This window comes from Brevundimonas sp. AVps7 (assembly GCF_058681545.1).
In genome coordinates this window covers 2,095,248-2,113,896 of the sequence record NZ_CM178742.1, presented here as the reverse complement: position 1 = coordinate 2,113,896, position 18,649 = coordinate 2,095,248, and the positions used below count along the sequence as shown (strand labels likewise).

General features: G+C 66.2%; 18 protein-coding genes. 4 read left to right on the top strand and 14 right to left on the bottom strand.

Annotation, left to right across the window (positions count from 1 at the left end; all coding sequences use genetic code 11):
• Window positions 1-110 precede the first annotated feature (110 nt).
• The 13 genes from ACW17Y_RS10595 to ACW17Y_RS10535 all read right to left on the bottom strand — a co-directional run bounded on the left by ACW17Y_RS10595 (window position 111) and on the right by ACW17Y_RS10535 (window position 13,743).
• Complete coding sequence (locus ACW17Y_RS10595) at window positions 111-1,574, bottom strand: mannitol dehydrogenase family protein (protein WP_492035673.1); 1,464 nt, start codon at window positions 1,572-1,574, stop codon at window positions 111-113.
• Window positions 1,571-2,881, bottom strand: a complete 1,311-nt coding sequence (locus ACW17Y_RS10590) for an MFS transporter (protein ID WP_492035672.1) — start codon at window positions 2,879-2,881, stop codon at window positions 1,571-1,573. The genes ACW17Y_RS10595 and ACW17Y_RS10590 overlap by 4 nt, the downstream gene beginning before the upstream one ends.
• On the bottom strand, window positions 2,874-3,617 hold the full coding sequence (locus tag ACW17Y_RS10585; RefSeq protein ID WP_492035671.1) for a FadR/GntR family transcriptional regulator: 744 nt from the start codon (window positions 3,615-3,617) through the stop codon (window positions 2,874-2,876). The genes ACW17Y_RS10590 and ACW17Y_RS10585 overlap by 8 nt, the downstream gene beginning before the upstream one ends.
• The gene (locus ACW17Y_RS10580; protein ID WP_492035670.1) at window positions 3,617-4,423 is read right to left on the bottom strand and encodes a helix-turn-helix transcriptional regulator; all 807 of its coding nucleotides are present in this window, start codon (window positions 4,421-4,423) and stop codon (window positions 3,617-3,619) included. Before ACW17Y_RS10580 ends, ACW17Y_RS10585 begins: the two co-directional genes overlap by 1 nt.
• A gap of 95 nt (window positions 4,424-4,518) precedes the next feature.
• Window positions 4,519-5,922, bottom strand: coding sequence for an FAD-binding oxidoreductase (locus ACW17Y_RS10575; RefSeq protein WP_492035669.1), 1,404 nt, complete (start codon window positions 5,920-5,922; stop codon window positions 4,519-4,521).
• Between the two features lie 23 nt (window positions 5,923-5,945).
• Window positions 5,946-8,054: a TonB-dependent receptor gene (locus tag ACW17Y_RS10570; RefSeq protein ID WP_492035668.1), complete on the bottom strand. Its 2,109-nt coding sequence runs from the start codon at window positions 8,052-8,054 to the stop codon at window positions 5,946-5,948.
• 111 nt (window positions 8,055-8,165) lie between these two features.
• Window positions 8,166-9,086 carry an ROK family protein gene (locus ACW17Y_RS10565; protein ID WP_492035667.1) on the bottom strand — a complete coding sequence of 307 codons (921 nt, stop codon included), beginning with the start codon at window positions 9,084-9,086 and terminating at the stop codon, window positions 8,166-8,168.
• A complete protein-coding gene (locus ACW17Y_RS10560; protein WP_492035666.1) occupies window positions 9,083-10,588 on the bottom strand; it encodes a carboxylesterase/lipase family protein in 1,506 nt (501 codons plus the stop codon). Before ACW17Y_RS10560 ends, ACW17Y_RS10565 begins: the two co-directional genes overlap by 4 nt.
• A 120-nt stretch (window positions 10,589-10,708) precedes the next feature.
• Complete coding sequence (locus ACW17Y_RS10555) at window positions 10,709-11,866, bottom strand: alpha-hydroxy acid oxidase (RefSeq protein ID WP_492035665.1); 1,158 nt, start codon at window positions 11,864-11,866, stop codon at window positions 10,709-10,711.
• 559 nt (window positions 11,867-12,425) lie between these two features.
• A complete protein-coding gene (locus tag ACW17Y_RS10550; protein WP_492035664.1) occupies window positions 12,426-12,680 on the bottom strand; it encodes a carbonic anhydrase in 255 nt (84 codons plus the stop codon).
• A 126-nt stretch (window positions 12,681-12,806) separates the two neighbouring features.
• Complete coding sequence (locus ACW17Y_RS10545) at window positions 12,807-12,992, bottom strand: hypothetical protein (RefSeq protein ID WP_492035663.1); 186 nt, start codon at window positions 12,990-12,992, stop codon at window positions 12,807-12,809.
• Window positions 12,989-13,441 carry a tellurite resistance TerB family protein gene (locus tag ACW17Y_RS10540; RefSeq protein WP_492035662.1) on the bottom strand — a complete coding sequence of 151 codons (453 nt, stop codon included), beginning with the start codon at window positions 13,439-13,441 and terminating at the stop codon, window positions 12,989-12,991. Before ACW17Y_RS10540 ends, ACW17Y_RS10545 begins: the two co-directional genes overlap by 4 nt.
• A gap of 116 nt (window positions 13,442-13,557) precedes the next feature.
• Entirely contained in the window at window positions 13,558-13,743 is a 186-nt protein-coding gene (locus ACW17Y_RS10535) for an HP1242/YdcH family protein (RefSeq protein ID WP_492035661.1), read from the bottom strand.
• 498 nt (window positions 13,744-14,241) lie between these two features.
• Here ACW17Y_RS10535 and ACW17Y_RS10530 point away from each other — a divergent pair, with 498 nt between their 5' ends.
• Complete coding sequence (locus ACW17Y_RS10530; RefSeq protein ID WP_492035660.1) at window positions 14,242-15,306, top strand: TerC family protein; 1,065 nt, start codon at window positions 14,242-14,244, stop codon at window positions 15,304-15,306.
• A gap of 61 nt (window positions 15,307-15,367) precedes the next feature.
• Here the strand turns inward: ACW17Y_RS10530 and ACW17Y_RS10525 are convergent, their stop codons facing one another.
• A complete protein-coding gene (locus tag ACW17Y_RS10525) occupies window positions 15,368-16,303 on the bottom strand; it encodes a LysR substrate-binding domain-containing protein (protein WP_492035659.1) in 936 nt (311 codons plus the stop codon).
• A 31-nt stretch (window positions 16,304-16,334) separates the two neighbouring features.
• On the opposite strand from ACW17Y_RS10525, the gene ACW17Y_RS10520 reads away from it, so the two are divergent.
• From ACW17Y_RS10520 to ACW17Y_RS10510, 3 genes are all read left to right on the top strand, one after another.
• The gene (locus ACW17Y_RS10520; protein ID WP_492035658.1) at window positions 16,335-17,309 is read left to right on the top strand and encodes a sodium-dependent bicarbonate transport family permease; all 975 of its coding nucleotides are present in this window, start codon (window positions 16,335-16,337) and stop codon (window positions 17,307-17,309) included.
• A gap of 324 nt (window positions 17,310-17,633) precedes the next feature.
• Window positions 17,634-18,128 (top strand): thioredoxin family protein, encoded by a 495-nt coding sequence (locus ACW17Y_RS10515; protein WP_492035657.1) that lies wholly within the window; start codon window positions 17,634-17,636, stop codon window positions 18,126-18,128.
• A 93-nt stretch (window positions 18,129-18,221) separates the two neighbouring features.
• Entirely contained in the window at window positions 18,222-18,596 is a 375-nt protein-coding gene (locus tag ACW17Y_RS10510) for a hypothetical protein (RefSeq protein WP_492035656.1), read from the top strand.
• The last annotated feature ends 53 nt before the right edge of the window (window positions 18,597-18,649 follow it).

Here is an 18,649-nt window from a genome sequence, read left to right as displayed (position 1 = left end):
TGAATTAGGCTCTGAAACCCTTCGTCGCTTCCGCGCCAAGGCGGCTGCCATTCGGGCGGCGGCGGTCGCCTGATTCTGGAAGGGGAGGGGAGCCTCTCAACCCGGCGCGGCTATCCTGACAGCGCCATCCAGGTGCGCTGTGATGGAGCCTCGGTGGTTCTCAGCACGCGCAGCCATCGTGTCACGGGGTCGAGAAACGCGTCATTATTGGACAGGTCTCCGAAGACGTCTGTCATCGCGAGAAGCTCAGGCTGGTCGACACCACCGGTCCTCGCGCGCGACCTCAGCTCGTCGGCAAGAGGGTGGCGGAGGGCCAGGGTATCGTCATCGATCAGGGCCAGTCGCTGGATCCAGGCCGCGACAGCGAGGGCGAGACGTCTGATCGGCCTGCCTGCGGCCAGCCTGTCCCGGATCGGGTCCAGCAGCAGGTTCAGCGACGCATCCGTATTGATCCGTTCGACGGTGTCTCGCAGCGTGCGGTTGGAGAACCGGGTCACCAATCGATCCTGATACGCCGCCAGATCGACCGGCAGGTCCGCAGGCAGGGTTGGCGCCAGTTCCTTTTCCATCAAGGCGCGGATGTAGCGCGCCAGTCTCGGGTCGCGCATGGCCTCGGCGACCATGCGATGTCCCCGCAACCAGCCCAATGAAGCCAGGGCCAGATGACTGGCGTTCAGCAGGCGCAACTTCATGCGCTCGAACGGTTCTACGTCTTCCGTGAACTGGACGCCGACGTCCTCCCAGTTCGGGCGACCGTCCGCGAAATCATCCTCGATCACCCATTGGCAGTACGGCTCGCAGATGATCGGCCAGGCGTCGATGAGTCTCCACGTCTGGTCCATCTTCGCGACGTCGTCCTGGCGCGTGACGGGCGTGATCCGGTCCACCATGGCGCCGGGGAATCGTGCATGCTCAGCGACCCAGTCGCCCAACCCGGCATCGACCAGACCGGCGAACTCCAGCACCGCAGCCCCGAGCAGGCCGCCGTTGCCCGGCAGGTTGTCGCAGCTCAGTGCGGTGAAGGCCGTGCGGCGGGCGTCCTTCCGTCGTCGATAGGCCTCGACCAGCAATCCAATGACGCTGTTCGGGCTTCGCGGGCGGGCAAGGTCCGCGACGATGACGGGGTTGGAGCGGTCCAGCCGCCGGGTGGCGGCATCGAGGCAGTAGCCGATCTCGCTGACGGTGAGACTGACGATGCGGATACCGGGTGCATCGATCAAGTCCAGGATGATCTCGGCATCTCCCGGAGTGACAATGTTGACGATCGACCCCACGACCTGAGCTGTCGCCCCTTCGTCGTCGCGCTCGACCAGAGTGTAGAGCCAGTCCTGCGGAGCGAGCGCCTCGTGCACGCCGGCGTCAAAAGGCGTCAGGCCTGCGCCGATGATGCCCCAGTCCATCGCCTGGCCTCGGGCCATCAGGGCGTGGACATAGCGGGCCATGTGGGCGCGGTGAAAGGCGCCCGGCCCGAGGTGGACGATGCCGGCCGTGATCCGCGACGGATCGTAGGTCAGGCCCGCGACCCCGCCAGGCAAGGAATCCAGCGTCGCGCGACAGAGCGTCGGCGAGATCACGTATGCTTCGGCGCCGCCTTCGCTGCCAGGGCGAAAGCGATCAACGACAGGATGCTGGACGTCACGCCAACACCCGCCAGCGCCGACGCCAGCGCCCCCTCGCCTCCAACACGTTCGCTGATGATCGTCACCAGCGAAGGCGCCACGCCAAAGCCTATGAACGATCCAACGACCACGAACGAGCCCAGGCAGAGCGCGCGGAACTGGTTGGGGACCAGCACCGCGATCGCGGTCGCCGTAATCAGGCCCGTCGCCGTGCCCGCCAGCAGCAGGGCGGTGAGCAGGACGGCGAACCCGGGCACGCCAGGCATGAGCGGGAACAGGGCAGCCGGCACGCCGATGGCGGAGGCGACAACCGCGCTGAGCAACAGCCCCCGGCCGCCACCGCGCTTCAGGCCGGCGTCGGCGGCTATGCCGCCCGCGATCGTGCCGACGAGGCCGGACCCCAGCAGCACCAGTCCCATCCAGCCGCCGAACTCGGCGGGCTGAAGGCCGTAGGTCCGCATCAGAACGGGCGTTGCCCAGATGCTGGCTGAGGCGTCCGCCATGATGACGGTGATCTGGCCCGCGAACAGCGGGGCAAGAAGGCCGCGCCTCTCCCACAGCGCCTGCATGGACGCTCCAAAACCCGCGCCCGAGCTGGCCACTTCCTGCCGGACCGGCTCGCGTAGCAGCAACAGCGGCAGCACCAGCAAGGCGCTGGCGCCCGCGAAGATCAGCTGGGTGGCGCGCCAGGCCGCCATACCGAACAGGGGCTCGGTCCGCGCCGACAGGACGCCGAACAGGGCGCCGCCCAGTGCGAATGCCAGGGCGATGCCGAACACCTTGCCCATGGAGAGCATCAGCAACGACCGTCCCCGCTTGTCCGGCGGGCAGAGATCGGCGGCGATGGAAATGGCGACGGGCAGCACGACGGTCAGGCCCAGCGCCGACACCATGCGGGCGGCGAACAGCAGCTCGAACGAGGTGGCAAAGGCGCTGGCGGCGGCTCCCGCGCTCCACAGAACAGCCAGGACCAGCATCATGCGGACGCGGTTGCTGTGATCCGCCATCCATCCGACAGGGATCGAGAGCAGGCCGGCGGGAATGGCGACCGCCATGCCCTGGACCAGGCCCATCTGCAGGTCGGTCATACCGAGATCGGTACGGGCGAACTCCTGTACCGGACCGAAGGCCGCCTGCACCGCGCAACCCGCGGCGATGCTGAGCGAAAGGACTGTCAGGGTCAGACCCAGTCCGCGCGGACGGGCGACAGGGGCAGCCGGCCGGGGCGGAAGCAGGGTATCGACGGCGGTCGGATCATACATGGGCCGGCTCCGGGTTCGCGAGGCCGCGCAGGATGTCCCCGATCGAGGCGTCGAAGTGGGCGTCCATCGCCTGGACGGCGGCATCGGCATCGCGATCCATGATGGCGCGGGCCAGGGTGCGGTGACGCTCCAGCGTCGCCGCGCGGTCTTCGGGGCCTTCGCGCGTCTTCCAGGCCGCGGGCACGGCCTCCTGCATCAGCGGTGCGAAAGACGAGACGATCTGGACGAACAGGGCGTTCTTGCCCGCCCGGGCGATGGCGTCGTGGAAAGCGATGTCGTGCGCGGCGACTTTCGCCATGTCGTCGTGATCGCGGTCCATCGCCTCGGCCAGGTCGACGATCGCCCGGGCCTCGGCGTCCGTGCGGTTCAGGGCGGCGAGGGCGGCTGTGCGGATCTCGATGGTGCGGCGCACGTCCCAGACATCGGCCACGGAAATCTGGGCCGTGGACACGGCGTGGTCCAGCGAACTCGCGATGACGGCGCCGTCGATCGCGCTGACGCGGGGCTTGCGGCCGTTTCCTACATCGATGAGGCGGAGCGCCGCCAGAACGCCGAACGCCTCGCGCATGACCGCGCGGCTGACGCCCAGCTTGTCGGCGAAATGACCTTCGCCCGGCAGGCTGTCGCCGACGCGCAGCTCTTCGGTGCGGATATGGGTGCGGACCGCATCGATCGCCCGCTGAACCAGGGATCCGCCTTCGACGCCGGTGCGGCCGCTCATGGTCAGGGCGCTCATCAGGCGGCGACCCGCGCGGCGCGATAGTCGGACGGCGACAGGCCGAACCGCCGCCCGAAGGCGCGCGCGAAGCTGGCGTTGTTCAGGTATCCGTTCTCGTAGCCGATCGAGGAGACGGGCAGGTCGGTGGTCACCAGCATGCGGCTGGCTTCGGACAGGCGGCGCTCCGCCAGCGCTTCGGCGACGCTGCAGGCGAACATCTTGCGAAAGCCGCGCGTCAGCTTCTCGCGGTTCAGGCCGCAGCAGGCAGCGATACCGTGCAACGACAGCTTCTGGCCCCACTGTTCATCGATCAGCCGGCGCGCCTCCAGCAGACGGCGACTGTCGGCCAACGACAGGTCGCTGTCGCCGGCGACCGGGATCAGGCCGCCACTGTCCAGGGCGGTCCAGGTCTCGCACAGAAGCTCGATCGCCTTGGCGGAGCGGTAGATGTCGCCCGCCTCACTGGCGCGATCGCAGTCGCGCAGCGCCAGGGCGATGGCGCGCAGGGGGCTTGGAAGGTGGAAATCGAGGCGCTCACCCGCTTCCGGACGGGTTGCGGCGCTGATGCGCGCCAGGCCCGAGGGAGCGATCAGGAGCACGATACGGGTCACGCCCGTGTCCTCGGACATCAGCTGTTCGGCTCCAGCGGGCCCGACAAGGCTCAGAGTCGCCGGCGCGTCGATGGCCCCGAAGCCGAAGGCCATGGCAAGGGCCTCCGGCGGTATGGCCGCCTCGGCAAAGGGACCCCGCCCGGTCAGGACAGTGAACTCCGGTGAGACGACCAGGCAGCGACGCGCGACAGGCGCGGTGTTCGACGTGATCATGAAGTCCTCCCGCCTCTCTGACGGAGGCTGAGGTTTGACGATGTACCTATCTGACAGGTTTGGCAAGAGCTATCAGATAGGTCTGCCTTGTCCGATCACAGGCTGAAAATCTTGCCCGGGTTGAACAGGTTCTGAGGGTCCATCGCCCGCTTCAGGGTGCGCATGATGTCAACCGCGTCGCCGAGCTCGGCAACCAGCCAGTCCTGCTTGCCCAGCCCGATGCCGTGCTCTCCGGTGCAGGTACCGTCCATGTCCAGCGCCCTCTGGACGAGGCGACGGTTCAACGCATCGGCCTCGGCGGCTTCTTCGGGCTTGTTCGGATCAATGACGAAGACGACGTGGAAGTTGCCGTCGCCGACGTGACCGAGGATCGGGCCGGGAATGGAGGCGGCCTCCAGATCCTTCTTGGTTTCGGTGATGCATTCCGCCAGACGGCTGATCGGCACGCAGACGTCGGTGGGCCAGCCGACGCAGCCTTTGCGCAAGCCGATCGCGGCGTAATAGGCTTCATGCCGCGCCTTCCACAGCCTGGCGCGCTCCTCGGGCAGGCTGGACCACTGGAACGCGCCACCGCCGTTGTCCGACGCCAGGGCCGAGACCGTCTCGACCTGTTCCTGGACGTACCGCTCCGAGCCGTGGAACTCGAAGAAGAGGGTCGTCTTCTCCGGATAGTCGAGTTTGGACCAGGCGTTGACCGCCCGCATCTGGACGTCGTCCAGAATCTCGACCCGCGCCAGCGGCACGCCCAGCTGGATCGACTGAACGACCGTATCGACGGCCCCGGTCATGGTCTCAAAACTGCACACGGCCGAAAGGATCGACTCCGGAATGCCGTGCAGTCGCAGGGTGACCTCGGTGATGATTCCCAGCGTGCCTTCCGAGCCGATGAACAGCCGGGTCAGGTCATAGCCGGCCGCGGACTTCCTGGCCCGTCGGGCCGTGCGGATGTCGCGCCCGTCCGGAGTGACGACCCGAAGCGACAGCACCGCCTCGCGCATCGTGCCGTAGCGGACGGCGTTGGTGCCCGAGGCCCGGGTCGAGGCCATGCCGCCGATGGTGGCGTTGGCGCCCGGATCAATCGGAAAGAACAGGCCGACGTCGCGCAGATGGGCGTTCAGCTGTTCGCGCCGGACCCCCGCCTGGACCGTGACGTCGAAGTCTTCGGCGTTCACCTGGACGATCTGGTCCATCAGGGACAGATCGATGGTCAGGCCGCCGTTGACCGGGGTGGTGTTGCCCTCGATCGAGGTGCCGGCCCCGTAGGCGATAATCGGCACGCCAGCTGCCCCGCATAGCTTGACGGCCGTCACCACGTCCTCGGTCGACAAGGCGAAGACGACAGCGTCAGGGAGGACGGTGTCGAAATGCGCCTCGCTGGAGCCGTGCTGGGACCGCATAGCCTCGCCGAGGTGAAGGCGGTCGCCGAACACCTCCCGAAGGCTTTCGACAAAGCCTTCGGGCAGGCGGGTCGTCCCGATAGAGAGAGGCAAAGCGTTCACTGTCGGTCCAACTCAGGCTGACGCTAGAAACTATAGCCCACGCGCACGCCGACGCGCCGTCCGTCGCCGATCTGCCCCAAACTGCCGAGCGCCGGCAGGCCGGCAGCGGTCAGGGTGGAGCTGTCGATGTAGGATTCGTAGTACTCCTCATCGAACAGGTTGTTGGAGAAGACGGCGAATTCCATGCCGTTGACCCGATACGAGATCGTCGCGTTGGCCAAGAAATAGCTGTCCAGCTCCGGCGCAAAGGTGCTCGACAGGCCCGCGCCGATCCGGTCGCCCTTCCCCACAATGCCGCCCGAGAATGTCAGGTCACCGCGGCCGAGCGGCACGACGTAATCGCTCTGGAGACTCAGGGTCCAGTCAGGCTGGAACGGGATGCGGTCGGTCGGAAGCAGGCGGCCGGTCGTCTGGCGATAGCGTGTATCGTCGGTGATCCGGGCGTTCTGAAGCAGGCCGCTGGCGCGGATCGTCCAGGCGTCGGTCAGATCTGCGGTTACTTCGGCCTCTACGCCGTAGGAGCGCGCGTCGCCGGTGTTCAGGTTGATGCCGACGATGCCGGCCCCGGTGGTCGAGGGCGCCAGGCTGTTGGCGGCGATAATGTCCTTGTAGTCATTGTAGAAGACCGCTCCCTGCAACGAGACCCGTCGGTTGTCGGTGCTCAGCTTGGTCCCGATCTCGTAGGTCCAGACCGAGTCGCCGTCATAGGTCAGGTTCGGCGCGCCGGGGCCATTCGTGCCGCCCCCGCGGAAGCCGCGCGCGATAGAGGCGTAGATCATGTGATTGTCGTCGAGGCGTTTGCGAAGCGCGATCCGCGGCTGGACCTCTTCGGCCTCGTAGCTGGAGTTACGCGCGCTCTGGAAATCGATCTGCTGGCGATCGTAGCGCAGGCCGACGGTCAGCTCCAGGTCGGGCTGGATGTTCCAGAAGGCGGTACCGAACACGGCCCAGATGTCCGCGTCGGAGTTGGCGAAGGCCGGAACGCGAAGGTTCGCCGGCACCACCAGGGTCGCCGAGGTCTGGTCCTGGGTCTGGTTCGATTTGAATACGCCGATCACAGAGGTGATGTCGTCGCTCCAGCGGCTGTCGATGCGCGCTTCGACGCTCGTTGTCTCCAGTGTGTTCTCGCCGGTCGAACGGAACAGGTTGATCGGCTGGAAGTCGCCGTCGCTGTCGCTGTCCGCGTCGCGCTTGTCGTAGGAGGCGACGACGGTCAGGTCGTGCTGCTCGTTCAGCGGCGCCTGCAGACGGCCATTGACCCCGCTGTACTCGTAGTTGGCGATGCTGCGGAAGTTGGTCTGGGCGTCGTCGACGTAGACGGTCGGGCCCGTAGTGACGGCGTAGAGCGGGTTGGTGCCGTTCACCTCGTCATAGTAGGCGTTCAGATTGATGACTGCGGGCCCGGCCTGCCAACGCAGCGCGCCGCGGATGGTGTTCTGCTCCAGCCGATTGGCGTCGTCGAAGCCCAGCAGGCTATTGTTGATGAAGCCGTCGCGGCTCTGCGTGCCGACGGACAGGCGACCGGCCAGGACGCCTGGAACGATCGGTCCCGCCACCGTGGCCCCAACGATGTAGTAGTTGTCCGGCCCGGCGTAGGTCGCCGTCAGCCTGCCTTCCAGCACGTCCGACGGCTGCTTGGTGGTGACGTTGATGGCGCCGCCCAGTGTGTTCTGACCGAACAGGGTCGACTGGGGCCCGCGCAGGACCTCGATCTGTTCGACGGCCAGGGTCGGGCTGTTCAGGTAGGAGGTGTTCTGCTGGTAGACGCCGTCCACGAAGATGCCGACGCCGGGCTGGACCGTGTCCAGAAGGGTCGTGCCGATACCCCGGATGGAGATGAAGGCGCGTCCGGCGGCGTCGGAGTTGATGTTCAGGCCTGGGGTGACCGCGGCGATGTCGCGGATCGAAGTGAACTGGCGGTTCTCAAGCGTCTCGGCCGTGACGGCGGTGACGGCGACGGGCACCTCGATCAGGCGCTCGGAGCGTTTGCGGGCCGTTACTATGATGTCGTCGACCGAGGAGGCCTGTTCGGCGTCAGCTGGAGGGGCCTGCGTCGCGGTCTGTGCCGAGGCGATGCCGCTGGACATGGCCGCCAGACCGACGCCGGCCGCGAGGAGTGTGATGAAACGCATTTTTGGTGTCTCCGCCCTGGAAGCGCCGGATCTGCTCCGGTCGTTAAGGAGAAGGTGCGCGCCTTTCGACCTATCTGAAAGGTCGGCGAGTGTGCCGATCCGCAGTCAGGCTTAGCGCGATGCTGCTTCCCCGGCGTCGATCGCCAGCGCCAGCGCGCCCAGCGGACCTGCGCGGTGGCCCAGGCCCGGCTGGACGATGAAGTCGTCGATGGCCGCTTCGATCCGGTCCGCGACGCCGTAGCCGTTGAGGCTCGCCAGCAGCGCGGCGCGGATGCGCGGCAGAAGATGCGGCTGTCCCATCCCCAGGCCGCCGCCCAGCAGAATGCGCTGGGGGGCGGTGGTCAGCACCAGATTGTGGAACAGGGCGGCCAAGGCTGACACCACCAGGTCCCAGGCCGCGTCCGTCCTCGAAAGCTGCTCTGCAGGCAGGCCCGCGTGCGCCAGGACGGCGGGCCCGGACGCGAGGCCTTCCACGCAATCGCCGTGATAAGGGCAGACGCCGGCGAAGGCCGATCCGGGCGGACTTGGAATACGAAGGTGTCCGGCCTCGGAGTGGCCCAGCCCGCGGACCGACCGTCCGTTGACGATCGAGCCCACGCCGATGCCTGTGCCCACCGTGACATAGGCGAATGACTCAAGCCCCAGCGCCGAGCCCCAGCGCCCTTCGGCCATGGCCGAGCCATTCACGTCCGTGTCGAACCCGACCGGTACGGCCCAGCAACGGACGCGTCGCAGGATGTCGAACCCGCTCCAGCCCGGCTTGGGCGTGCTGATGACGCAGCCATGGGTCGGCGATCGCGGATCAAGATCCAGCGGCCCGAAACTGGCGACGCCGACAGCCTCGAAGCCATGCCGGTCCCGCCATTGGCGGAGCAGGTCGTCGATCGCGTCCATGGTCTGGTGCGGACCCAAGGTCTCGATCCGGGCCTCCGCGCGGATGTCGTCCGGACCCGTTCCCAGCAACATCGCGCATTTCGTCCCGCCCAGCTCGATGCCGACCTTTAGTGGCGCGGCCTTCGCCGGACGGCTCATTCGCGCCACGTCGCCGCGATCGGAAAGTCCGTGTCGGGCTCGGCGTGACCCTTCGCCAATTGGTAGACTTGCCGCGTCCGGGCCTCGTACTCCGGCCAGGGCGCCGTACCGTCGCGCGCGAAGTCGATCCAGACCTTCTGAATACTGTCGGCCAGGGCCTGGGGCGGCGAAGTCTGGCCAAGGACGCCCGTCGGCCCTGTGGCGGTCGCGAGGGTGTTGAACACGAACGGCACGTCCACGGCATGACAGGCGCCAAGCTCTCCGCCCAGAGCGGGCGAGCGCCAGTCCATCTCATAGAAGTGGGTGCGGCCCTGATGCGCCAGGGCATAGGCCCGCGCCGGCCACCGGAACACCAGATCGGTCAGGGCCCGCGTCAGGGCCGCGCCGCCCGAGACGCCGCTTCGCCCCAGTCCATAGCGTTTCAGAATGCCGAGCGCGCCCCGCTCGGTCCGGCCGAGCAGGAACCAGGCCAGTAACCGACCCAGTTTCGCCTTCACACCCGTCGGCACGAAATACAGGTTCATCTCCTCGGCGTTCGTCCCGATCAGCAGATCCACCTGCGCGCCCGCGCCCTTTGCCAAGGCTTGCAGGGGCGGGACCGGGATCACGTCGTCGCCGTGAACCGGCAGGAATTTGCTCAACCCGTAGGCGGTGTCGCGACCGTTCTCGCCGCGCATGTCCAGGCCTGAGGTCGGGGCCTGCACGACGTCCTGCGCGTCGAGCCCCGCCTTGAGGGTGGTCGAGCGGAAGCCTTCAGCGTCGGCGGACACGCCCAGAACCTTCGCCAGCCGATCCACGACCTTTCGCATCGTCCGGACCGATCGGACCATCGATCCGTGGCCGCTTTGCAGGATAGCGCGTCGGAACAGGCCGCGCGCCAGCGGCGAGACCACCAGATCGCCGATCGCCATCGCGCCCGCGGATTCGCCGAAGACCGTCACGTTTTGCGGGTCGCCGCCGAAGCCCGCGATATTGTCGCGCACCCACTCCAGCGCCGCGATCATGTCGCGAAGTCCCAGGTTGGTCGGAACCCCGGGAATGGGCAGGAACCCCTCGATCCCGAGACGGTAGTTGATCGTCACGCAGACGACGCCGTTTCGGGCGAAGCTGGCGCCGTCCTGCGCGGGCGCGGAACCCGCGCCTCCGACGAAGGCCCCGCCGTGAATGAAGACCATGACTGGCAGGCCGGCGCGGGCCGTACCCTCGGGCGTCCAGATGTTCAGGTTCAGGTAGTCGTCGCCCTGCACCCAGCCCGATCCGACCAGCGGGGTCAGGTCGAGGATCGGAAAATCCCTCAGTTGATAGGGCGCTGTCGGCCCGAAAGCGGTCGCATCCCACGGATCGTCCCAGGGGGCGTGCGGCTGCGGCAGCAAAAATCGGAGGTCTCCGACAGGCGCCGCGGCATAGGGAATACCCAGGTATCGAGCGACGCCATTGATCCTTCGACCCTGCACTCGGCCGCTGGACGTGTTCGCCATGACGGCATCGGAGATCATCGACATGGGATTCACTTTGGACCGGGCGGGCAGGATCCAGAAGGCCGCCTGCTTTGCTGACAGGCCGTTTTCATTGACCGATCCGCAGCCGCGAAAGCCGGGCGCTTTGGCGAGACGGCGGCGACGCTACGACGGCCTGCGTCTGATGTGGCGTCGCGCCAGGCTCTGTATGCCTGCCACGCCCGCCAGGGCGAGGGTGCGTGTGAACTCGTCGCGCAAGATCTCGAGGGACCGAGCGACGCCGGCCTCGCCGCCTGCCGCCAGGCCGTAGAGATAGGGGCGGCCGATGGAACAGGCGGTCGCCCCCAAGGCCAGCGCCTTGACGATGTCCGAGCCGCGTCGAATGCCCCCGTCGCATATGACATCCGGCCCATCGCCGAGCGCATCTCTCACGGCTGCGACCTGATCGATCGGCGCAGGCGCACCATCCAGTTGCCGTCCGCCATGGTTCGACAGGATCACCCCGGTGGCGCCCGAGGCGATGGCGCGGGTAGCGTCCTCGGGCGTCATCAGTCCCTTGATCGCAAGAGGACCGTTCCACTCGGAGGCGAGCCATTCCACGTCGCGCCAGGTCAGGCCGGGGTCGAACTGACGGCCGATGAAATCGAACAGGCTCATCGGGTTCGTCGACAGTGCCTCCGTCCGGTGACTGACGTTGGCCAGATCGAACGGGGCGCCCGTCAGCGCAGGGATCGACCAACCGGGATGCAGGGCGAAATCGAGCAGAGAGCGCGCTGTCAGCCTCGGCGGCAGAGACAGACCGCTTCGCCGATCGCGCAGCCGATTGCCCGCGACGGGCGTGTCGACCGTCAGACAAAGTCCGGCATATCCGGCTTCGCGGCATCGGGAGACAAACTCACGCGTGAGCCCGCGATCCCTGAACACATAGATCTGGAACAACATCGGGACGGGGATCGCTGCGGCCAGGTCCTCCAGCCGCGTCGTGCCCATCGTCGACAGACAGTAGGGGATGCCTTGAGCGGCGGCCGCGCGGGCGACGGCGGGCTCCGCGGAGCCGTGGAACATGCGGGTAAGGCCCGTCGCGGAAAGCATCAGCGGCCACGCGACCGGCTGGCCGAATATCGTCGTGGCGGTCTGGATCGATGACACATCCGTCAGGACGTCCGGGACGATCTCGTAGTCCCGGAAGGCATCGACGTTGCGAGCCAGAGACCATTCCTCGTCCGCGCCGCCGTCCAGATAGTCGAAGATTGGACGCGGCAGTCGACGACGGGCGCCAGCTCTGAGGTCGTCGATGGTGTGGGTCTGATCGATCGATGGCACCCGCTTTTGTACCCAATGCCGTCAGTGACCGGAAGCGGAGTTCCCGGCATCCAGGTGATGAAAGCCGGCGCCGGAGGCCGTGCACAACTTTGGTGTCGATCGGCACAGCGTGCAGAACGGCTCCGCAGGTCAAAAGGGCCGTGTCTGTTCGCCTGGCCGTCCAGAAAATCCGTCGGGGCCCTTCGCGAACGTAGACGACAAACCCGTCTGCTAGAAACTGAATGCCGCGGGTGCTGTCAGTCTAGCGCTAACCTGTCTCCACTGAATGCCGTTGTAATCGGCTGATTGTGGGTGGGTTTCTTGACGCCGCTGTCCTTGGCGTATTGAGCGGTGCGGCCGGCGGATCGACGCGACAGGTCGAGCTCATGCCCGTCCGGGAAGGTGATGAAGCGTGGATGGTTGCCTGCGCTGCCGTCGCCGTGCTGGCCTGCGGCGTGTCGGGCTGCCAGACCGTGGCAGCCTCCCAGGGTGGCGAGGTGGCCGCCGTCGAAGGCCGACCCACGTCCCTGCGGCCTGGTGAATTTCTGTCGGTTCGGCTGCCCGCCAATCCGAGCACCGGCTACGCCTGGTTTCTCAAACCTTGGAATGGGGCTGTCCTGGCCCCTGCGACATTGCGGATGACGAACAGGTCGCCCGGCTCAGCGTCGAAGATGGTCTGGGGATCGATCCGGGCGTCGGAACAGGCGATGACGGCTGTGGTGGGCTGCTGACGTCGTCGCGCGAGCTGAGCATATCGCTGAACCTGGCCGGGCCACACTCCCGTTCGGAAACGTTGGTAGCCCGCGATCAGGGGGTCGTCTGGACGGACCGTCATGCCGCATCCGGACGACGAAAGTTCATCCGCGTGAGCCGGCGCCAGCACACGCCCCATGATTGATCTGGGTGTCCAGCCGCAGTCGGGTCACGGCTGCAAAACCAGTCCTCCGGCCCTGACGCGCGGTCAGACACGGATGTCGAAGGTATGCCGGCTGGGTCGGCGGATCCCGGTATCATCGTTGATGGCCCGCGGCGGATCGACGGGACGATCGGTGGGCGTGCTCTGATGCGCCGCCACGCGACCGGTCATCTGGGATAACTGAAGAGCCCAGGCGTGTGCGGCAGGATTGATTGAGGGGCCGACCTTCATCGTCGATCTCCTTCACGTGACACCAGGTCGAACGACGCCGGATCGACGTCGAGGAGCGTGCAAAGCCGCAAGATCACCGCCCGCTCCTCGGCGTCAAAGCCGCCGTCGGCCTCGGCGACCGCACAGGCGGCTTCTATCAAGGCGCGAGAGGGTCCGGACTGGCCTCGGAGGCGTGAGACGGCCACCTCCGCCGTCGCCTCGCCATCGTCCGGATCCCGATCGAAGCGCAGGTTCAACGCCTCGAACAGGACGAGCACGTCGTCGACGCCAAAGAAGGCGATGGTCGGGGAGTTGCGCATTCGATCGATCATGCCCTTGCGTTCGTCCGGCGTGACCCAGCCGTCGGCCTGGGCCACCATGGCGCAGCCCGCCACGACGGCGTCCATCTGAACGACGTCGCCGGGGGTCCAGACGTCATCCGGGTCGATCGAGGCGCGTCGTCGCAGCAATCTGTTTGATCTGGGCATAGGGACCTCACGTCCGGTCGCCGGCGAGCGGCGAAGCATGTTGATGTCGGGGAGCGATCAGGGTCGGCGGCGGGGGCCGCCGCCGACCCTTGCGGCGGCTAGCGCGATGCAGGCGGCGCCTGATGTCCATCAAAGACGGCGAGCCGGTCCTTGATGGCGAGCTTCTTCTTCTTGATGCCTGCAACAGTGCGGGCGTCAGGACGCGGTCGCGTCCGCTCGTCCTTCAGCGCCATTTCCAGCAGGGCATGAAATCCCCGTAGCCGGTGCGCCAACACGTTAGACATGGAGCCTCTCCTTCTCTGAAGGGGAGCGCCCGACGCCGAAGCCGTCGTTGCGATGGGGGAATAGCAGCCGGACCCCGTCATCGAGCGCACCCGATGCGGTCCGACATCACGATCACCATCGATCGTCAGAGGGGCCCGGGCCGCAGACAGACGCTGCTCTCTCGGCGAAAAACACGCCAATAAGAAGTCCTTATGCAGCCAATGAAAGAGTATAATGGGATCGCCTTACAGATGTTAAGATCCGGAGCCGCAGATCGGGTTCTCAAGCGAACCGCAGACAGGATGAGCTGAGGATCGGGACCACTGTATCGGCAATGTCATAAGCTTGAATTGGGATAGCAAACGCTCAGGCAGGTCTTGACGCGGCGAGGCTCTGCCTTCATTAGCGCACCCTCCACGGGTCCGGGCCCCTCTGGCAGTCGAGGCGTCGGCTGCGATGTCGGATCCCCGCATGGACGGCGCAACGCAACGCCATTTTCCACTATTCGGGGGTGCGGGATGTTTGAATCCCTTCCGCTTTTGGCCGCGACCTATGTCGGTCAGCCCATATGGCTCTGGATCGCGTTCCTGGCCTTCATCGGTCTTCTGCTGTGGCTCGACCTCGGGGTCGTGAACAACAAGGACGGGGTCGTTTCAGCCAAAAAATCGGCGGCCATGTGGGCGTCCTTCGCCTCGATCGCCATCGCGTTCGGGGCCTACGTCTATTTCGTGTATGAGCCCAATCCGCGCTACTACATGAGCGCGGAAAATCTTAACCAGCAGGCCGTTCTTCAATACTTCACGGGCTATCTGCTCGAAACGGCGCTGGCGTTCGACAACATCTTCGTCATCGGGATGATTTTCACCTTCTTCGCGGTGCCGCGCCAGTATCAGCACCGCGTGCTGTTCTGGGGCATCATGGGTGCGATTGTCTTCCGGGCGATCTTCATCTCGCTCGGTGCGGCGATCGTGAACGAATTCACCTGGGTTCTGTTCATCTTCGCCGCCTTCCTGATCTTCACGGGCTGGAAGATGATCTTCGGCGGCGATCACGCGATGGATCTCAATCAGAACCCCGTCCTGAAATTCCTCAGGAAGCGGATGCGGATCACCGACACCATCGACAACCACAACTTCTTCGTCAAAAAGCCCGATCCCAAGGGTACGGGTCGGCTCGTCCTGTTCGCGACCCCGCTGTTCCTGGCCCTGGTCATGGTCGAGGTGGTGGACGTCATCTTCGCGGTCGATTCCGTGCCGGCGATCTTCGCGGTCACGAAAGACCCCTTCATCGTCTACACCTCCAACATCTTCGCGATCCTGGGGCTGCGGTCGATGTACTTCATGCTCGCCGAGGCCGTCGCTCGCTTCAAATATCTGAAGTACGGCCTGTCGATGGTGCTGGTGCTGATCGGGGTCAAGATCATCTGGAACTTCGGCCTCTACAAGGCCTGGAAGGACATGACGGGCGAGGCGCTGGTCCCCTATATCGAGCCGCAGTGGTCCCTGATCGCGACCCTGGGCCTGATCGGCGGCTCGATGCTCTATTCCTGGATCAGGACCGGCTACGGCAAGGACGGGCTGTAGGCCCGAGCCACTGAGCTTCCCGGTCAGTGAGGTCGATGGTGTTGGTCCTTACGGACCGGCATCATGCCGGGATGGGGCCTCGCTCCAACGCCCGCAGGACCTCCTGCGCAAGCAGCCCGGCCGGCCCGCCGGCGCCTCTTGCGGAAACCAGGGCGATCTCGCTGTCCGAGAGCGCGGGGAGTGGCGGCCCCAGGACGGCGAGGTCACGGGGCGCCATGGCGGCGGGAAGCACGCCGACTCCGAGACCGGCGCGCAGCGCCGCCATCTGACCGGCGAGACTCGGCGAGGTGAACGACGCACGGAAATCGATGCCTGCCTCGGCCAGGGCGCCGAGGGCCCGTTTGCGATAGATGTCCGGAGCGGGCGCGATGATCAGCGGCAGCGGCGACGCCTCAACGATCGAGGCGTCCAGCGCCACCCAGACCAGGTGCTCGCTCCAGACGCGAACCCCGAGCTCGGGCCCAACGGGCTCGCGCTTGATCAGCGCCAGATCAAGCATGCCGCGCGACATCTGGTCGAGCAGGTTGGCGGTGTAGTCGCAGGTCACCGACAGCTTGATCCGCGGATGGCTGCGCGCGAAAGCGCCGAGGATGCCGGGGAGATGCATCGTCGCGATGTCCTCAGGCGCCCCGAACCGGACCTCGCCCTCAAGGTCTCCCTCTCCAAGCGTCGACACGATCTCGTCGTTCAGCCGCAGCAACCTGCGGGCCTGCGGCAGCAGCGCCGCGCCCTCCGTCGTCAGGCCGACGCCCTTGCCTCCGCGATCGAACAGCGGGGATCGCAACTGATCCTCCAGCCGGCGGATCTGAAGGCTGACTGCGGGCTGGGTTCGGCCGAGCAATGCCGCCGTGCGGGTGAAGCTGCCGGTTTCGACCACCGTCACGAATGCGCGCAGCAGGTCGATGTCCAGGTTGACCTGTCGATCAGCCATGTCATTAGCGTCCGTTATAACCTGCATTAGGTCAATAAACTGGATCGCCGCGCCGGTCGAGGTCACTCCGACCGACCTTCAGCGGACCGGTTGACGCATGCCTGACTTCTCCACCAGCCTGGCGCTTCTGACGTCGCCGGCCATCCTGTTCTTCTTCGTCGGCGCTGCGGCCGCGTTCGCCCGGTCGGACCTCGCCATTCCCGAGCCGGTCGCCAAGGCCCTCTCGCTCTACCTGATGCTTTGCATCGGCTTCAAAGGCGGGGTGGAAGCGCGTGCGGCGGGGCTTAACGGGGATTTCCTGTCGGCGGCGGCCATCGGCGTCGCACTCAGCGCCCTCATGCCGCTGGTCGCGTTCTTAATTCTGAAACGCGTCCCGAGGCTTGATCGTCCGACCCTGTGCGCGCTGGCGGCCACCTACGGCTCTGTTTCAGTCGTGACCTTCGCCGCCGGCCAGCAGCATCTGGCGGCCATCGGCCTCTCGTCCGGCGGCTATATGGCGGCCGTGCTCGCCCTGATGGAGACCCCCGCCATCCTGACAGCGCTTGTTTTGCTGAACGGCGCGGGTCGGGGCGAGCCGGGGCGGCGCAGAACGATCCTGCGGGAGGTGTTCGTCGGCGCGGCTTCCGTAATGCTGCTCGGCAGCTTCCTGGTCGGGTTGATCTCCGGCGAGGCCGGCATGGCCCGGCTGGACCTGTTCGTCGGGCCGTTGTTCCAGGGCGCCCTGTGCTTCTTCCTGCTCGACATCGGCTTGATCGCCGCTCGCAGGCTTATGGAGGGAGGCCGCAAGTTGACGCCCGGCGTCATCGGTTTCGCCCTCGGATTTCCGTTGCTCTCGGCGGGCGTCGCCCTCGGACTGGCTCATCTCGCCGGACTGGAGGCAGGCAATGCCGCTCTCCTGACCATTCTCGCGGGTTCTGCGTCCTACATCGCCGTGCCGGCAGCCATGCGGCTGGCGGCCCCCAAGGCCGACGCCGGCGTGTTCGTCACCGCGTCCCTGGCGATCACCTTCCCTTTCAACCTGACGCTCGGCATCGCCCTCTACACCGCCGCCGCGGTTTGGCTGTGGCGATAACGTCGGTGATGTCGTGTTTCCGGCGCTGAGTGAATGGCCGCTGCGGGCGCATTGCAGTCCTGGGACACGCACCCGATCTGCCACTTCGATCCCTTACACTCTGAACTTACGAGAGGTGTGAGGTGCGGATCAAACCTCAGTTGACCGGGAATGCGACGGCGTAGCCGCTCTACGGCACGTCAACCTGCCGACCAGTAGCGGACAGTTATCCGAGACGCGGCCGCAGCTTGACCAGTGATCGAATTCGTGGCGAAGCGGGGCTTCGGCACGGCGACATCGCGTGACTGATCACCGCTGACCGCGCCGTCCATCGGAGATTGCCCAGTGAAACGAGTTACGCTGATCGTCTCGGCGGCGTTGGCCGTGGCGGCTTGCGCGTCCGCGCCGGCGACTGCGCCCAAGCCAGATGCCCGCTCCTATCATGTGAGCGAGAACGCGTCGGCCGACGTGGACGCAGCGTTGGCGCGGGCCAGGCAGTCGGGCAAACGGGTCCTGTTGGTGATGGGAGCCAACTGGTGCAGCGACAGCCGCGCCCTCGCCGGTTGGCTGGCTACCGATCGCTTCGCCGAACTGATCGAACGCAAGTACGAACTGGTCTTCGTGAACATCGGAATGCCAAGAACCGGTGACGGACATAATCTGGGCATCGCCTCCCGGTTCGGCATTCAGGAGTTGCCGGGTCTGCCGAATGTGCTGGTGCTTACAGGTGACGGAGTCCTGGTGAACCCAACGACGGCAACCAGTTGGCGGAACGCCGAGAGTCGCACGGGTGACGCAATCTACGATGAGTTGGCGGCCCTGGCCGATTTGCGAGTCTGAACCGCCCGCGCTCTGCCTTGATGGGGGACAACAACACCTGGTCGCTCAGCGGGCGCCAGGCGCGCGTCATGGCCGACGAGGTGTCGTGGCGTAATGCCTCTCGGTTATGAAGCCGCCGGCCGGACGCTGACCATCAACGAGGCGGAGGCCAGGACCGTTCGCTGGATCTTCGAGCGCTACCTGAAGCTCGGCTCTGTCCACGCGGTGATGCTTGAACTGGAGGCGGCCGCCGTCAGGTCGAAGCGCCGAACGACCAAGGCGGGAGCGGAGAAGGGCGGCCAGGCGATGGATCGGGGGCGGTGTTCCACATCCTGCACAACCGCATCTACATCGGAGAAATCACCCACAAGGGCGCCAGCTATCCAGGACAGCATCACCTTCAACATGCAACGCCATCTGATCAGCAGACCTACTCTTCGGCGCTTCCGCGCCGAAGCCGATGCGGTATGGTCGGCTGCGGTCGCCTGATTTCGGGTACGACAGCGGCGTTTTCGACTTCGCGCGGTTAACCTGTCAGGGCC

What these genes read in the sequence shown, in the direction of transcription:
- ACW17Y_RS10590 (WP_492035672.1), bottom strand. Translation starts at nt 2,881, where the DNA reads ATGTATGATCCGACCGCCGTCGATACCCTGCTTCCGCCCCGGCCGGCT.
- ACW17Y_RS10585 (WP_492035671.1), bottom strand. Translation starts at nt 3,617, where the DNA reads ATGAGCGCCCTGACCATGAGCGGCCGCACCGGCGTCGAAGGCGGATCC.
- ACW17Y_RS10580 (WP_492035670.1), bottom strand. Translation starts at nt 4,423, where the DNA reads ATGATCACGTCGAACACCGCGCCTGTCGCGCGTCGCTGCCTGGTCGTC.
- ACW17Y_RS10570 (WP_492035668.1), bottom strand. Translation starts at nt 8,054, where the DNA reads ATGCGTTTCATCACACTCCTCGCGGCCGGCGTCGGTCTGGCGGCCATG.
- ACW17Y_RS10565 (WP_492035667.1), bottom strand. Translation starts at nt 9,086, where the DNA reads ATGAGCCGTCCGGCGAAGGCCGCGCCACTAAAGGTCGGCATCGAGCTG.
- ACW17Y_RS10560 (WP_492035666.1), bottom strand. Translation starts at nt 10,588, where the DNA reads ATGTCGATGATCTCCGATGCCGTCATGGCGAACACGTCCAGCGGCCGA.
- ACW17Y_RS10550 (WP_492035664.1), bottom strand. Translation starts at nt 12,680, where the DNA reads ATGACGGTCCGTCCAGACGACCCCCTGATCGCGGGCTACCAACGTTTC.
- ACW17Y_RS10545 (WP_492035663.1), bottom strand. Translation starts at nt 12,992, where the DNA reads ATGAAGGTCGGCCCCTCAATCAATCCTGCCGCACACGCCTGGGCTCTT.
- ACW17Y_RS10535 (WP_492035661.1), bottom strand. Translation starts at nt 13,743, where the DNA reads ATGTCTAACGTGTTGGCGCACCGGCTACGGGGATTTCATGCCCTGCTG.
- ACW17Y_RS10530 (WP_492035660.1), top strand. Translation starts at nt 14,242, where the DNA reads ATGTTTGAATCCCTTCCGCTTTTGGCCGCGACCTATGTCGGTCAGCCC.
- ACW17Y_RS10520 (WP_492035658.1), top strand. Translation starts at nt 16,335, where the DNA reads ATGCCTGACTTCTCCACCAGCCTGGCGCTTCTGACGTCGCCGGCCATC.
- ACW17Y_RS10510 (WP_492035656.1), top strand. Translation starts at nt 18,222, where the DNA reads ATGCCTCTCGGTTATGAAGCCGCCGGCCGGACGCTGACCATCAACGAG.